This window comes from Serratia marcescens (genome assembly GCF_006715005.1).
Classification (GTDB): Bacteria; Pseudomonadota; Gammaproteobacteria; order Enterobacterales; family Enterobacteriaceae; genus Serratia; species Serratia montpellierensis.
Map to the genome: position 1 here is coordinate 1,714,764 of NZ_VFMJ01000001.1, position 16,019 is coordinate 1,730,782.

Consider the following 16,019-nt stretch of genomic DNA (forward strand, 5'->3'; position numbering starts at 1 on the left):
GGGGTTACTCAGCGGCGGACTTTTCCGCCTTGCCGGCCAGCAGGCTGAGGAAATCGTATTTCTCCTTCAGCTCTTTCTCTGCGGCCTGATACAGCGCGCTGGCCACCTCCGGCTGCTGCGCGTTCAGGCGGCGGAAACGCTGTTCTTTCAGCAGCGTTTCCGACAGGTTGCTGTTTGGCGGCCGCGAATCCAGCGCCAATGCGGCCTTGCCCTCGGCGCTGCGACGCGGATCGAAGCGGTACAGCGGCCAGAAGCCGGTGGCGGTCAGCTGTTTCATCTGATCGTGGCTGAGCGCCAGATCGTAGCCGTGCTCTTCGCACGGGCTGTAGGCGATGATCAGCGACGGCCCCGGATAGGCCTCGGCCTCCTGAATCGCTTTCACCGTTTGGTTAAGCTGCGCCCCCAGCGAGATCTGCGCGACGTAGACATGGCCGTACATCATCATGCTGACGCCCAAATCTTTGCGCGCCTTGCGCTTGCCGTGTTCGCCGAATTTGGTCACCGCGCCGAGCGGTGTGGCTTTCGACTGCTGGCCGCCGGTGTTGGAGTAGCATTGGGTGTCGAGCACCAGCACGTTGACGTTCTCCGTCAGGCTGAGGACGTGATCCAAACCGCCGAAGCCGATGTCGTAGGCCCAGCCGTCCCCGCCGATCAGCCAGATGGATTTATCGACCAGGTAATCGGCGTCGGCCGCCAGCTGGCGTGCGTCTTCACCTCCAATACTCGCCAGCAGCGTGCGCAGTTCGGCGATTTGCTTACGGCGCGGCTCTGGCGCCACATCTTCCATCTGCAAGGCATTGACCAACTGCTCCGGCAGCTGCGGCGCCAGCGAATTCAGCAGGCGCAGCACCCGTGCGCGATGTTGATCGACCGTCAGACGGAAGCCCAGGCCGAATTCGGCGTTGTCTTCGAACAGCGAGTTGGCCCACGCCGGCCCGCGCCCTTCGGCGTTGGTGGTGTAAGGCGTGGTCGGCAGATTGCCGCCGTAGATCGAGGAACAGCCGGTGGCGTTGGCGATCAGCAAACGGTCGCCATAGAGCTGGGTTAGCAGCTTGATGTACGGCGTTTCGCCGCAGCCGGAGCAGGCACCAGAGTATTCGAACAGCGGCGTGATCAGCTGCGAGGTGCGAATGTCGATGCGCTCCAGCTGCGCCGTATCGATTTCCGGCAGTTGCAGGAAGAAGTCGTAGTTGTCTTTTTCCGCCGTCAGGTTTTCGAGGCGCGAAGCCATGTTGATGGCCTTGATCTCTGGGTTCTGGCGATCTTTCGCCGGGCAGACCTCGACACACAGGTTACAGCCGGTGCAATCTTCCGGCGCCACTTGCAGTACGTATTTCTGGCCGCGCATATCGCGTGATTTGACATCCAGAGATTGCAGGGAAGCGGGGGCGTGTGCCATCTCCGCCGGCTGAACCACCTTGGCGCGAATGGCGGAGTGCGGGCAGGCGGCGACGCAGTGGTTGCACTGGGTGCACAGGTCGGGCTGCCAGACCGGGATTTCTTCGGCGATGTTGCGCTTTTCCCACTGGGTGGTGCCCACCGGCCAGGTGCCGTCCGGCGGGAAGGCGGAAACCGGCAGCGCATCGCCCAGCCCGGCCAGCATCGCGGCGGTAACGGTTTTGACGAAGTCCGGCGCGGCGTCCGAAACCACCGGCGGGCGCATTGGGCTGCTGTCGTCGATCGGCTGCAGTGGAATTTCGGTCAGTGCGCCACGGGTGGCACCCAGCGCCTGCCAGTTACGCTCAACGATCTCCTGGCCCTTGCTGCTGTAGCTGCGGGCGATGGCATCCTGCAGCTGTTGCAGCGCCACGTCGCTCGGCAGGATCTGCGTCAGGTGGAAGAACGCCATCTGCATTACGGTGTTGATGCGCGCGCCGAGCCGGCATTCGCGCGCCAGCTTGGCGGCGTTGATGATATAGAAACGCGCCTGGCGCTGGTGCAGCAGCGCCTGAACCTCCTGCGGCAGGCGCGACCAGACCTCGTCGGCGCCGTAAGGGGTATTGAGCAGGAAGGTGCCGCCGGGCTTCAGGCGTTCGACCATCTGGTACTTATCGATAAACTGCAGCTGGTGGCAGCCGACGAAGTCCGCGTGGCTGACCAGGTAGGCCGAATTGATCGGCTGCTCGCTGACGCGCAGGTGCGACACCGTCAGGCCGCCGGCCTTTTTGGAGTCATAGACGAAATAGCCCTGGGCATACAGCGGCGTGGCGTTGCCGATGATTTTGATGTTGTTCTTGGTGGCCGAGACCGAGCCGTCGCTGCCCAAACCGTAGAACAGCGCTTCCAGCGAGGCGCGCTGCGGCAGGATTTCGTCGCTCAGCGGCAGCGAAAGCCCGGTGACATCATCGAAGATGCCGACGGTAAAGCGCGGGCGCGGCTGCGGCTGGGCCAGCTCGCGGAACACCGCCAGCGCGCAGTCCGGGCCGAACTCTTTCGACGACAGGCCGTAACGGCCGCCGATCACCCGCGGCAGCGTGGCGCGTTCACCCCGGCTGTAGGCTTCCGCCAGCGCGGTCATCACGTCCAGATACAGCGGTTCGGCCAGCGCGCCCGGTTCTTTGGTGCGATCGAGCACCGCGACGCTGCGCACGCTGTCCGGCAGGGCGTCGAGCAGGTATTTGGCGGAGAACGGTCGGAACAGCCGCACCTTCAGCACGCCGACTTTCTCGCCGCGGGTCAGCAAGGTGTCAATCACCTCTTCGCAGGTGCCGGCGGCGGAACCCATCACCACCACCACGCGCTCGGCCTGCGGGTGGCCGTAATAGTCGAATGGCCGATAGTGGCGGCCGGTAAGGGCGGCGAAGCCCTCCATGGCGTCGATCACGTGCTGGCCGGTAGCGTCATACCACGGGTTGGTGGCTTCGCGCGACTGGAAATAGGTGTCCGGGTTGGCGGAAGTGCCGCGCACCACCGGATGATCCGGCGACAGCGCTCGGCTGCGGTGAGCGTCGATCGCCGCCTGCGGCAACATTTGCCGCAGCGTATCGTCGCTGAGCGGCACGATCTTGTTGATTTCATGCGAGGTGCGGAAGCCGTCGAAGAAATGGATAAACGGCACGCGCGCGTTGAGGGTGGCGGTCTGCGAGATCAGCGCGAAGTCCTGCGCCTCCTGCACGTTGCCGGCACACAGCATGGCGCAGCCGGTCTGGCGCACCGCCATCACGTCCGAGTGATCGCCGAAGATAGACAGCGCGTGCGTGGCCACGGTGCGCGCGGCGACATGCAGCACGAACGGCGTCAGCTCGCCGGCCAGCTTGTACAGCGTCGGGATCATCAGCAGCAGACCCTGCGATGAAGTGAACGAGGTCGAGAGCGCACCGGTTTGCAAGGCGCCGTGCACGGTGGCGATCGCGCCGCCTTCCGACTGCATTTCCACCACCCGGGGGATGTCGCCCCAGATGTTTTGCCGACCATCGCCGGACCAGGCATCCGCCTGTTCCGCCATGGTGGAACTCGGCGTGATAGGGTAGATGGCAATCACTTCGTTGGTGCGATAGGCCACGGAAGCGACTGCGTTATTACCATCTGTAGTTATCATCGACGTTACCTTTTCATTGCTCACAAAGCCGCGAAAGCGCACTTTCGCAGTAATGGAAAAAAGTCTAACAGAGGGTTTGAACGTGGCTTTATCGTGTTTGTGTGGCGGGTGATAAATCGTCAAGGGCGTATTTCCTCGTCGATTGGGGGCGACGGCAATAAATTGTTTTCGCCGTTTAAAGACAATTTATTGCCGGCGCGTCATAATTGCGCATCGGTAAACTGACAGAAGAAAATCATGAGCGCATTTGTGTATTTGACGATGGCGATTGTCGCAGAAGTGATCGCCACCACCATGTTAAAAGCCTCCGAGGGCTTTACCCGCCTGTGGCCGTCGCTGCTGGTGGTGCTGGGCTACGGCGTGGCATTTTGGGGGCTGTCGATGGTGGTCAAGAGCATGCCCTTGGGTATCGTGTATGCGATTTGGTCGGGCATGGGCATCGTGCTGGTGTCGATCGCGGCGGTATTTGTTTATCAGCAAAAATTGGATTGGCCGGCGATCGTCGGCATGGGATTAATTATTGCCGGCGTGCTGGTGATTAATTTACTGTCCAAAGCCTCGGTGCACTGAGTGTTATTTTAATGTGAAAAAAGGCCGGCGTGACCGTAAGTCGCGCCGGTTGAAGAATTCAGCCATCATTCACTGAAAATAGTGGAATGCTAATTACTTAGCGCCGCCAGCATAGACGCAAATATCATCCTCTCCGGTAGCAAAAAATGCGCCGTCTCACTGAAAGCACGCGAAGATAATTAAGACCGATTTCGCGGGAGGAAACTTCCTCGGCAGCAGCAGTGACGTTATCACTTTCCGCATGCGGCCGGGGCCGGGCAGCGGGTGGCGCCGTCACGTTTAACGCCTCGCAATAGGGGCGGAAATATTCTGCAAACAAAATAAATGTCCGGCCGGCGCAAAAAAACCACAAATAATGACCGGAATATATTTTCATTATTTATATATCGAGCTAGATTAAACAAGTTTGCATCAAAGATAGCGAAACGTGTCCGCCAAGTGACGCGCGTTATCAGCAATGGCGATTTTACACAGCGCAGTTCCGGGTTCAGGAGTGGGATAATGACGACATCAAAATGGCTGCTTGCCAGCGCCGTGCTGCTTTTAGCCGCCTGCAGCAGCAATAACGAAGAGCCAGTACAGCAGGCTAACAGTGCCAGAATCAATACGTTGCAGACCAGCGCCGGTTGCGCGGCGGTCGGCGGCGTCACCACCATCGCGCACAACCTGAACGGTGAAGCGCTGCGCATGTGCCAGATGCCGAACGGCAAACAGTGTGAGGAACGCACGCTGGGCCTGGGCAGCTGCGCCGGGTAAGCCCGCGGCACCCGGCTTGGCGAGCAGGATCAATACACCCAGTCGCGCAGGGTATAAACCAGCGTGTGGCCGCTGCCGTTGAGCGTCAGCTGCTGTGCGTTTAGCGTCACGTTGGCGCCGTTTTCGAGCACGGTGCCAATCACCCGATCCCAGCGGTTGCGCTGCTCATCAGGGCACAGCTTGCGCGTCGAGGCCAACGGTTTCACCGTCAGCATGCCGTCGCGTAATTGCCCCTGGCCGAAGAAACGGTTGCACATCGCGCCGGAGACATGCAGGTTCTCGCCGAACTCCAGATTGAGCAGGCCGCCGCCCACCGGTGATTTCACCGTTTCGCCATCTACGCTCTGCAACACGAAGTTGTGATGCAACAGATCGCCGGGCGTGACGGCCGTGTGTGGTTTCATGCTGCATCCCCCTAGAACCAGCGCTGCAAAGGCGGCTACCGTGGTTTTTCTCATCGTCGTTCTCTCAAAGAAACAGGGCGCCTCGTGGGCGCCCTGAGATCACGTCAGGCGTGCAACTGATTCGGACAGGTTTCGCCGCGATCCAACTGGCTGATGTTCTGCAGCGTGGTTTGCGAAATGCTGGTCAGCGCCTCTTCGGTCAGGAAAGCCTGATGACCGGTGAACAGCACGTTGTGGCAGGCCGACAGGCGGCGGAACACGTCATCCTGAATCACGTCGTTAGACTTGTCTTCAAAGAACAGGTCGCGTTCGTTCTCGTAGACGTCCATCCCCAGCGCGCCGATTTTCTGTTGCTTCAGTGCGTCGATGGCGGCGGTGGAGTCGATCAGCGCGCCGCGGCTGGTGTTGATCACCATTACCCCGTTTTTCATCATCGCGAAGGCATCGGCATTCAGCAGATGATGGTTTTCCGGCGTCAGCGGGCAGTGCAGGGTGATCACGTCGGACTGCGCGTACAGCGTTTTCAGATCGACATACTCCGCCCCCAGTTCCAGCGCCTGTTCGCTGGGGAAGGGATCGTAAGCCAGCAGCTTCATGCCGAAGCCTTTCAGAATACGCATCGTCGCCACGCCGATTTTACCGGTGCCGATCACCCCTGCGGTGCGGTTATGCATGTTAAAGCCGATCAGCCCTTCCAAAGAGAAGTTGGCATCGCGGGTGCGTTGATAAGCGCGGTGAATACGGCGGTTCAGGCACATCATCATGCCGACGGCGTGTTCCGCCACGGCTTCCGGCGAATAGGCCGGCACGCGCACCACCTTGATGCCCAGTGCGTTGGCGGCGTCCAGATCGACATTATTAAAACCGGCGCAGCGCAGGGCGAGGATTTCAACGCCGAGCGCCGCCAGCTCTTCGAGCACTTCACGGCTGGCGTCGTCGTTGACGAAGATGCACACCGCCTTGCAACCGGCGGCCGTTTTGGCGGTTTTTTTGCTGAGTAAAAAGTCGAAGAATTCCAGCTCATAGCCAAATTGCTGATTCACCAGTTCGAGATATTTACGGTCATACTGTTTGGTACTGTATATCGCCAATTTCATCGTGGTTTCTCCACCGTGATTTTGTGATCAATTTAACAGATTTTAGTAAATTCGACAATTGGTTAGCCATTCTAGACACGGACGAAATCGCCGCTGCTGGGCTGCACGGGGGCTCGATACGGTGAAGGGAAGACGACGGTGACGGCGAGCGACAAAAAAATCCCCACGGGGGTGTGGGGAATGGCTTCTCTAGTACACAGTTAGCTAGCAGCTAAACTTTTATTAGAATGCTTGCAAGACTATTAATCATCAATGGTAACGACAATAACAAAAGTCTGAAAACTGTCCCATTTATGTGATGTATATGTAACGAAAATCTACAACCCCGCATACGTTTGCGCCAAAAAGGTGCAAATCGCCTCCGTGACCGCACTCAGCTTCACCCTATCTCAAATTCGTGCCATCATTATTGTCAATTCAGGCATAGACTTAACGAATGCCTAACTCAGGAACGAAGCAATCATTTAATGACCAGGCGATTAAAAGTATTCATAGGGACGGTGGCGGGTTGCGCAATCCTGGTGCTGGCGTTGTGGCAAACTTTGCCGCGCTGGCTGCCGGGGGTGTTATCGCATTGGTTGCCGGCGGGAAGCCGGCTGGAGTTGCAGGGTAAGCTGCATTGGCGCCAGGGCGGCCTGGCGTTGGCAGGGGCGCGTTTCACCGCGCAAGATTGCCTACTGGCCAACGTCGGGCCGACACTGTTGGCTTATCGCCAGGGCCGCTGGCAGCTCTCGAGCGACAAGGTCAGCGTCGATAGCGCCTGTTTGTCAAAACTGCCGGGCGGTGACGCCAACAGCGCGCCGCTGGCGCTCGATCAACTGCAGCAACAGCTGCCGCCGTTGGACCTCACCATTAATGACCTGACGCTCATTCCCTGGCAGCGCTATGCCGGCAAGCTGCAGCTCTCTTCCGGTTCCGACGGGCAACGCCTGTATTATCAGGGGCCGAATCTCAGTGCCGAGGCGCAGCTGGATGAAAAACAGCAGCTGACGTTGCACAGCCTGACCGTCGTCCCGCCCAACAGCGCGCAACCGCTGCACCTCGCCGGCAAGATAACCATTCCTCTGGATCTGGCCAGCCTGCCGACGCAGGGCGCGCTGCAGGGGGAAATGCAGACCGCCTATCTGGAAAAACCGGTGTTGCTGGACATGCGCTGGCAACAGCAGCAGGGCGTGTTGACGGTGAGCGAAAAAGGCGACGACCGGCCGCTGGCGGTGCTGCCGTGGGAAGTGACCCCGCAGCGGGTCAGCATCAAGCAGGGCGAGTGGCGTTGGCCATACAGCGGGCAGCCGTTGAACGGCGGCCTGAGCATCGCGCTGCACGACTGGAGCAAAGGGCTGGATGAAACGGAGATCAGCGCGCGGCTGAACGTGATCACCGCCGGTCACAACGGCAAGGGCAATGCGGTGCTTACCCTCGGGCCGGGCAAGGTGGGGTTGACCGACAGCGATTTGCGTTTCCAACTGACCGGCCAGGCCAATCTGGCCGACTTCTCCACCACCGCGTCGATCCCGGGCGTGCTCGGCGGCAGCATTCTCAACCCGACGCTGGTGCTTCAGCCCGGTTCGCTGCTGCGCCTGTGGGGCAAGGTGACGCCGGAAATGACGCTGGAAGAGGCGCGTTTACCGTTGGCCGGCGTGAAGGTGACGGCCGCCGGTATCACCGGCCGCCTGCAGGCGATTTTGAGCGCCAGCGACAGTTATTGGGGGCGCTTCAAGCTGCACCTGGACGGCCAGGCGCAGGATTTCTGGCCGGATAAGGGTGACTGGCAGTGGCGTTACTGGGGCAACGGCCGGTTGCCGCCGCTGCAGGCCGCCTGGGACGTTGCCGGCAGCGGCCGCTGGCAGGACAGCGAGCTGGTGCTCGACAAGCTCTCCACCGGCTTCGACAAATTGAAGTACGGTCTGGTGACGGTCGCCGCGCCGCGCCTGAGCCTCAACCAACCGCTGCGCTGGCAGCGTGATGAACAAAGCCCGCAGCTCAACGGCGAATTCCAGCTGGCGGCGGATAAGGTCAGCTTCAGCGACGGTGGCCATCTGCCGACGCCGGTGCTGGCGCTGCAGGTGAACGGCCGTTCGCCGGACAGTTTCCAGCTGCAGGGCAAACTGCAGGCGCAGCAGATCGGGCCGATCGCGCTGCGCGGCCGCTGGGACGGCGAGCGCCTGCGCGGCGAAGCCTGGTGGCCGAAGCAGTCGCTGAAGGTCTTCCAGCCGCTGCTGGCGCCGGATCTCAATCTCACGCTGCGCGACGGCGAGTTTTACGCGCAGTCGGCGTTTTCCGCCGCCCGTGAACAAGGGTTTGAGGCCGGCGGCCACTGGGTGGTGAAAAATGGCGGCATGTGGCTGAAGGACGGCGAAATGAGCGGCCTGGATTTCATCCTGTCGTACCGGTTCAAGCAGCATCAGTGGCAACTGGGGGCTAAACAGCCGATATCGCTGCGCATCAAGTCCTTTACCAACCTGTTTGAAATGCAGAACATTTCCGCCGATCTGCAGGGCACCTATCCTTACAGTGAAGGGCAGCCGCTGACGTTGAGCAACGTCGGCGTGGACATGCTCAACGGGCATATCAGCCTGTCGGCGCTGCGGTTGCCGCAGCATGACGCCGCGGTGTTGAAGCTGGACAAGGTCGATCTCAGCGCGCTGTTCACCGCCCTGAAACCGAAGCAATTCGCCATGTCCGGCCGGGTCGACGGCGAGCTGCCGCTGTTCCTGAACCACCCGAAATGGCTGGTGCAAAACGGCTGGATCGCCAACGCCGGCACCCTGACGCTGCGGCTGGACAAAGACATGGCCGACGCCATCGGCAGCAACAACCTGGCAACCGGCGCGGCGATCGACTGGCTGCGCTATATGGAAATCAACCGTTCGCACGCCCGGGTCGATCTCGATAACCTGGGCGAGCTGACGCTGAGCGCGCGCATCGACGGCATCAACCCGCAGAAGAGCGCCAAGCGCGAGGTGATCCTGAACTATCGCCATCAGGAAAACGTGTTTCAGCTGTGGCGCAGTTTGCGCTTCGGCGACAATTTACAGGAGTGGCTGGAGCAGGCCCTCTCACAACCTGGGGAACAACAATGAAAATCATGAGTGTGTCGACGCTGGCAGCGGTGCTGTGCGTTTCGCTGCTGAGCGGCTGCGTGCCGCGCATCGAGGTGGCGACGCCGAAGGATCCGATCACCATCAATATGAACGTCAAGATCGAGCATGAAATTCATATCAAGGTGGATAAGGACGTCGAAAACCTGCTGAAAACCCAAAGCGGTCTGTTCTAGGAGCCGACATGAAAAAACGTTATTTGTGGCTGGTCGGTGCCGCCTGGTTGTTCAGCGGCATGGCGATGGCGTTGACGCTGGATGAGGCGAAGCAGCAAGGGCGGGTGGGTGAAACCCTGAGCGGTTATATCGCGCCGGTGAAGCAGGATGCAGAAACGCTGGCGCTGGTGAAACGCATCAACGCCGGCCGCGCCGAGAAGTATCAGGAAGTGGCGGACGGCAACCATATCGCCGTCGATGAAGTGGCGCGCATGGCCGGGCAGAAGCTGGTGACGCGGGCGCAGAGCGGCGAGTATGTGCGCGGTATCAACGGCCAGTGGCTGAAGAAATAAAAAAAGCGCGCCGTCTGGCGCGCTAAATGATACGGATAGATGATTATTATGAGGGTAGTGCAGGTTTGACAGGACTTGCCTTTTGTCCGGCAGGGGCTCGGCGCGCCTGCGCAGGGTCTTAGGCAGCAACCACCTGAGACAGGGCCGCCTTGGCGTCTTCCTGTGCTTTGGTCGCCACTTCCGGGCCGTAGGCGATGCCTTCCGCGAAGACAAACTCCACATCGGTGATGCCGATGAAGCCCAGGAACAGACGCAGGTAAGGTTCTACCAGGTCGGTCGGGGTGCCTTTATGGATGCCGCCGCGGCTGGTCAGGATCACGGCGCGTTTGTTTTTCACCAGGCCTTCCGGACCGTTTTCGGTATAGCGGAAGGTCACGCCGGCGCGGGCAACCAGGTCGAAATAGTTTTTCAGCTGGGTCGGAATGTTGAAGTTGTACATCGGTGCGGCAATCACGATGACATCATTGGCCTGCAGCTCGGCGATCAGTTCGTCCGACAGGGCCAGCGCTTCTTTTTGACGCGGGGTCAACGGAGCATCGGAAGGGCGCAGCGCGCCAACCAGTTCGCCATCCAGGACCGGGATTGGCTGCGCGGCCAGATCGCGAATGGTGATGGTATCGCCACTGTGGGCGTTGCTCCATTGCTCTACGAAGAAATCGGCCAGTTGGTTAGACTGAGAGTAGGTCGCCAGGATGCTTGATTTCAGAACCAATACGTTGCTCATCGATAATTCCTTACGTTGTGACAGTGACATCAGGACTCAGCGTCCCTTGCATGAAGTACATGCTATTCACATTCCCCCAACAGTGATAGCGCAATATTTCGAGATCTCCGTTCAATTTTATTGAATGACATAGCGACGCTTTACTCGCGGAAGTAGGGGGAGAAAGCCGTTTGTGATAGGCTGTGCGGCTAAAGCAAAAAAATCGCTAAAAAAACATTAAACCGTTGCCAAGCCTGGCCTTGGCGGCGAAGAAACAAGGAACACCGAACGTGAAATCTCCGCTCGAGGCACTGCCGGCCCAACTGAGCGAGCTGATGCTCCGCGATCAACAACGCCTGCGTCGTCGCCTGCAGGGCGCACGAAAAATCAAAAATCCCGATGCCCAGCTGGCGGTTGCCGCCGAAGTGGAAAGCGACATCGCGGCGGCGCGGCAAAAAGTGCAGGCGCGCGCCGCGTCTTGTCCGCGCATTACCTATCCGGAAAGCCTGCCGGTCAGCCAAAAAAAGCAGGACATTTTAAACGCCATTCGCGATCACCAGGTGGTGATCGTCGCCGGGGAGACCGGCTCGGGGAAAACCACCCAGTTGCCGAAGATTTGCCTGGAGTTGGGGCGTGGGGTGAAAGGGCTGATCGGCCATACCCAGCCGCGCCGTCTGGCGGCGCGCACCGTCGCCAACCGTATTGCCGACGAGCTGGAAACCTCGCTCGGCGGCAGCGTCGGCTACAAGGTGCGCTTCAACGATCAGGTGGGAGAAAACACCCTGGTCAAACTGATGACCGACGGTATTTTGCTGGCTGAAATTCAGCAGGACCGCCTGCTGATGCAGTACGACACGCTGATCATCGATGAAGCGCATGAGCGCAGCCTCAACATCGACTTTATTCTTGGCTACCTGCGCGAACTGTTGCCGAAGCGCCCGGATCTCAAGGTGATCATCACCTCGGCGACCATTGATCCGCAGCGCTTCTCGCGCCATTTCAACAATGCGCCAATCATCGAGGTTTCCGGCCGCACTTACCCGGTGGAGGTGCGCTACCGCCCGGTGGTCGACGACGGTGACGATACCGATCGCGACCAGCTGCAGGCGATTTTCGATGCGGTGGACGAACTTGGGCGCGAAGGACCGGGCGACATTCTGATCTTCATGAGCGGCGAGCGCGAGATCCGCGATACCGCCGACGCCCTGAACCGCCTCAATCTGCCGCATACCGAGGTGCTGCCGCTGTACGCGCGCCTGTCGAACAGCGAGCAGAACCGGGTGTTCCAGTCGCACCACGGCCGCCGCATCGTGCTGGCCACCAACGTGGCGGAAACCTCGCTGACGGTGCCGGGCATCAAGTACGTCATCGATCCGGGCACCGCGCGCATCAGCCGCTACAGCTTCCGCACCAAGGTGCAGCGCCTGCCGATCGAACCGGTGTCGCAGGCCTCCGCCAACCAGCGTAAAGGGCGCTGCGGCCGCGTCTCGGAAGGGGTGTGCATCCGTCTGTACTCCGAGCAGGATTTCCTCTCGCGGCCGGCGTTTACCGATCCGGAAATTCTGCGCACCAACCTGGCGTCGGTCATTTTGCAGATGACCTCGCTGGGGCTGGGTGACATCGCTGCGTTTCCGTTCGTCGAGGCGCCGGACAAGCGCAATATTCAGGATGGCGTGCGCCTGTTGGAAGAGTTGGGGGCGATCGCTACCGCCGACAACGGTCACTATCAGCTGACGCCGCAGGGCCGGCAGCTGGCGCAGTTGCCGATCGACCCACGTCTGGCGCGTATGGTGCTGGAAGCGCAGAAGAGCGGCAGCGTGCGCGAGGTGATGATCATCACCGCCGCGCTGTCGATTCAGGATCCGCGTGAGCGCCCGATGGACAAGCAGCAGGCCTCGGATGAGAAACACCGCCGCTTCGCCGACAAAGACTCGGATTTCCTGGCGTTCGTCAACCTGTGGGATTATCTGCAGGAGCAGCAAAAGGCGAACTCCTCCAGCCAGTTCCGCCGGCTGTGCCGCAACGATTTCCTCAACTACCTGCGGGTGCGCGAGTGGCAGGATATCTATACCCAGCTGCGCCAGGTGGTGAAAGAGCTGGGGCTGCCGATCAACAGCACGCCTTCCGACTACCGCAGCGTGCACACCGCGCTGCTGACCGGCTTGCTGTCGCACATTGGCCAGAAGGATGCGGACAAGCAGGAATTTACCGGCGCGCGCAACGCCCGCTTCTCGATCTTCCCCGGCTCCGGCCTGTTCAAGAAGCCGCCGAAGTGGACCATGGTGGCCGAACTGGTGGAAACCAGCCGCCTGTGGGGACGCATCGCCGCCCGCATCGAACCGGAATGGATCGAGCCGCTGGCTCAGCACCTGGTGAAACACAGCTACAGCGAGCCGCACTGGTCGAAGTCGCAGGGCGCGGTGATGGCCAGCGAAAAGGTCACGCTGTTCGGTCTGCCGATCGTTGCGGCGCGCCAGGTCAACTACGGCTCCATCGATCCATTGCTGTGCCGCGAGCTGTTTATTCGCCATGCGCTGGTGGAGGGCGACTGGCAGACGCGCCACGCCTTCTTCCGCGAAAACCAAAAGCTGCGCGCCGAAGTGGAGGAGCTGGAGCATAAATCGCGCCGCCGCGACATTCTGGTGGACGACGAAACGCTGTTCGGCTTCTACGATCGCCGCATCCCCAACGACGTGGTTTCCGGCCGTCATTTCGACAGCTGGTGGAAGAACGCGGCCAAACAGCAGCCGGACTTGCTGAACTTCGAAAAAGAGATGCTGATCAAGGACGGCGCCAACAAGATCAGCGCGCTCGACTACCCGAACTTCTGGCATCAGGGCAACCTCAAGCTGCGGCTGAGCTACCAGTTCGAACCGGGCACCGACGCCGACGGGGTGACGGTGCACATTCCGCTGCCAATCCTCAATCAGGTGGAGGAGCAGGGCTTTGAATGGCAGATCCCGGGCATCCGCCGCGAGCTGGTGATTGCGCTGATCAAGTCGCTGCCGAAGCCGGTGCGTCGCAACTTCGTGCCGGCACCGAACTACGCCGAGGCGTTCCTTGGCCGCGTAACGGCGCTGGAATTGCCGCTGCTGGACGCACTGGAGCGCGAGCTGCGGCGCATGACCGGCGTGACCGTGTCACGTGATGACTGGCAGTGGGATCAGGTGCCCGATCATCTGAAGATGACCTTCCGCGTGGTGGGCGAGAAAAACCAGACGCTGCGCGAAGGCAAAGACCTGGCCGCGTTGCGCCTGCAGCTGAAAGAGAAGGTGCAGGAAACGCTGTCGGCGGTGGCCGACGACGGGCTGGAGCAGAGCAATCTGCATGTCTGGAGCTTTGGCCAACTGCCGGCGTTTTACGAGCAGAAGCGCGGCGGCTATTCGATGAAGGCTTACCCGGCGCTGGTGGATGAAAAGGACAGCGTGGCGATCCGCCTGTTCGACAGCGAAAGCGAGCAGCAACAGGCGATGTGGCAGGGCACGCGCCGCCTGCTGCTACTGAATATTCCTTCGCCGATCAAATACCTGCATGAAAAGCTGCCGAACAAGGCCAAGCTGGGGCTCTATTTCAACCCGTACGGCAAGGTGCTGGAGCTGATCGACGATTGCATTTCGTGCGGCATTGACAAGCTGATCGCCGAACACGGCGGCCCGGTCTGGCAAGAGGAAGACTTTGCACGGTTGCAGGAGCAGATCCGCGCCGAGCTGAACGACACGGTCGTTGAGGTGGCCAAGCAGGTTGAGCAGATCCTGACGGCGGTCTTCAACATTAACAAACGGCTGAAGGGCCGGGTGGACATGTCGTTGGCGCTGGCGCTGTCGGACATCAAGACCCAGCTCGGCGGGCTGGTCTACCGCGGCTTCGTGACCGGCAACGGGTGGAAACGCCTGCCGGATACGCTGCGTTACCTGCAGGCGATCGAGCGCCGATTGGAAAAATTGGCTATCGATCCGCACCGCGACCGCGCGCAGATGTTGCGGGTGGAGCAGGTGCAGCAGGCCTGGCAGCAGTGGCTGAACAAGCTGCCGCCGAAGCGACAGCAGGAGGAAGAGGTAAAAGCGGTGCGCTGGATGATAGAAGAGCTGCGCGTCAGCCTGTTCGCGCAGCAGCTGGGCACGCCTTACCCGATCTCCGACAAGCGCATTCTGCAAACTATCGAGCAGCTTTCGGGCTAAGCTCAGGCGCGCCGGCCGGCAAGCTGCCGGCGCACCACAGGCTCAACAGGCCGCACAGCAGCAGCGTGGCGGCCAAATCCTGCCCGCGCGCCGCGATCGTCAGCCCCAGACCGATCAGCAGGTAGTACAGCAGTCCAAATAACGCACCGGCGGTGCCGAGTTGCTGCCGGTAGCGGGTCAGCGCCTGGCTCAGCACATTCGGGATAGCCAACCCGAATGCCAGCATCACCAGCCCACAGGGAAGCAGCATCCACAGGCTGTGTTGCCACCAGAACAGTGCCACGCCGCTGGCTACCGCCAGCAATCCCCCCAGCAGGATCTGACGTTTGGCGCTGACGCCGCGCGCCAGCAGGTGGCGGTTTAACAGCGCCCCCGCCAGGCTGCCCAGTGCCAGCATCACGCCCGAGTAGCCAAACTGTTGGCTGCTCAATCCCAGCCTTTCGAACATGAATGGCGCCAGGCTGAAGTAGCTGAACACCATGATATTGAAGCTGGCGACCAACAGTGCCGAACACCAGATGTGCCGATCGCGCAGCATCGTCGTCAGGGCAATGCCCGGTGCGGCGTCCGTTGCGATCTGCCGCTGCCGCGTTTCCGGCAACGTGCCGTAGCTCCACAGCAGCAGCGCCAGCGCCCAGGCTGCCTGTGCGATGAAGATCGCAGCGCTGCCGCCCCAGGCGACCAGCGCGCCGCCGGCAAACATCCCCAGCAGCGGGCTGATGGAGAGCGCGATGCCGACCAGCGCGAACATGCGCCCCAGCGCCGGGCCTTGATAGACATCACGCAGCATGGTTTGCGTGACGATTGATCCGACCGCGGCGCCGAAGGCGATCAGCGCACGGGCGGCCAGCAACAGCGTGAAACTGCCGCTCAGCAGCGCAATGCCGGCGCCGACCAGATAGAGCGCCAGGCCGGCCAGCATCGCCGGACGGCGGCCGAAGCGATCGCAGAAGGCGCCCCAAAAGGCGACCCCCAGGGCGAAGGCGAAGAAATAGATGGATAACGTCTGCCCGGCCTGCGCGGCGCTGATACCGAAATCGCTGCGGATGGCGGTAAGCGCCGGGCTGTACAGCGTTTCCAGGATCTGCGGCGTCATGATGGCGGTGACGAGCAGCGGTAAAGATAAGCGTTGCATGATGCCCATTCTCCCTAAAAGTTAAGGCGGCC

At 60.8% G+C, this 16,019-nt stretch carries 11 protein-coding genes; 6 read left to right on the forward strand and 5 right to left on the reverse strand.

Features of this window, described 5'->3' with window-relative positions; all coding sequences use genetic code 11:
• Positions 1-4: 4 nt before the first annotated feature.
• Positions 5-3,538: a pyruvate:ferredoxin (flavodoxin) oxidoreductase gene (nifJ, locus tag FHU12_RS08200; protein ID WP_141968566.1), complete on the reverse strand. Its 3,534-nt coding sequence runs from the start codon at positions 3,536-3,538 to the stop codon at positions 5-7.
• Positions 3,539-3,775: 237 nt separating this feature from the next.
• Between nifJ and ssmE the strand changes: the two genes are divergently transcribed.
• On the forward strand, positions 3,776-4,108 hold the full coding sequence (gene ssmE / locus FHU12_RS08205; RefSeq protein ID WP_046687127.1) for a multidrug efflux SMR transporter SsmE: 333 nt from the start codon (positions 3,776-3,778) through the stop codon (positions 4,106-4,108).
• 501 nt (positions 4,109-4,609) lie between these two features.
• Positions 4,610-4,864: a DUF333 domain-containing protein gene (locus FHU12_RS08210; RefSeq protein WP_122003871.1), complete on the forward strand. Its 255-nt coding sequence runs from the start codon at positions 4,610-4,612 to the stop codon at positions 4,862-4,864.
• Positions 4,865-4,893: 29 nt separating this feature from the next.
• On the opposite strand, the gene hslJ is transcribed toward FHU12_RS08210, so the two are convergent.
• Together hslJ and FHU12_RS08220 are read right to left on the reverse strand one after the other, a co-directional pair.
• Entirely contained in the window at positions 4,894-5,322 is a 429-nt protein-coding gene (gene hslJ, locus FHU12_RS08215; RefSeq protein ID WP_141968568.1) for a heat shock protein HslJ, read from the reverse strand.
• A 50-nt stretch (positions 5,323-5,372) separates the two neighbouring features.
• Positions 5,373-6,365 (reverse strand): 2-hydroxyacid dehydrogenase, encoded by a 993-nt coding sequence (locus FHU12_RS08220; RefSeq protein WP_141968570.1) that lies wholly within the window; start codon positions 6,363-6,365, stop codon positions 5,373-5,375.
• A gap of 467 nt (positions 6,366-6,832) precedes the next feature.
• On the opposite strand from FHU12_RS08220, the gene FHU12_RS08225 reads away from it, so the two are divergent.
• Genes FHU12_RS08225 through FHU12_RS08235 form a run of 3 tightly spaced genes read left to right on the forward strand, consistent with a single transcriptional unit; the run spans position 6,833 to position 9,971 of the window.
• Positions 6,833-9,445, forward strand: a complete 2,613-nt coding sequence (locus FHU12_RS08225; protein ID WP_141968572.1) for a YdbH family protein — start codon at positions 6,833-6,835, stop codon at positions 9,443-9,445.
• Positions 9,442-9,639, forward strand: a complete 198-nt coding sequence (locus FHU12_RS08230) for a YnbE family lipoprotein (RefSeq protein ID WP_025302979.1) — start codon at positions 9,442-9,444, stop codon at positions 9,637-9,639. Before FHU12_RS08225 ends, FHU12_RS08230 begins: the two co-directional genes overlap by 4 nt.
• 8 nt (positions 9,640-9,647) lie before the next feature.
• Positions 9,648-9,971, forward strand: a complete 324-nt coding sequence (locus FHU12_RS08235; RefSeq protein WP_141968574.1) for a YdbL family probable chaperone protein — start codon at positions 9,648-9,650, stop codon at positions 9,969-9,971.
• Between the two features lie 118 nt (positions 9,972-10,089).
• On the opposite strand, the gene azoR is transcribed toward FHU12_RS08235, so the two are convergent.
• Entirely contained in the window at positions 10,090-10,695 is a 606-nt protein-coding gene (gene azoR, locus FHU12_RS08245; protein ID WP_141968576.1) for an FMN-dependent NADH-azoreductase, read from the reverse strand.
• Positions 10,696-10,964: 269 nt separating this feature from the next.
• On the opposite strand from azoR, the gene hrpA reads away from it, so the two are divergent.
• A complete protein-coding gene (gene hrpA, locus FHU12_RS08250) occupies positions 10,965-14,852 on the forward strand; it encodes an ATP-dependent RNA helicase HrpA (protein WP_141968578.1) in 3,888 nt (1,295 codons plus the stop codon).
• On the opposite strand, the gene FHU12_RS08255 is transcribed toward hrpA, so the two are convergent.
• Positions 14,830-15,987, reverse strand: coding sequence for an MFS transporter (locus tag FHU12_RS08255; protein WP_141968580.1), 1,158 nt, complete (start codon positions 15,985-15,987; stop codon positions 14,830-14,832). The genes hrpA and FHU12_RS08255 overlap by 23 nt on opposite strands.
• Between the last annotated feature and the right edge of the window lie 32 nt (positions 15,988-16,019).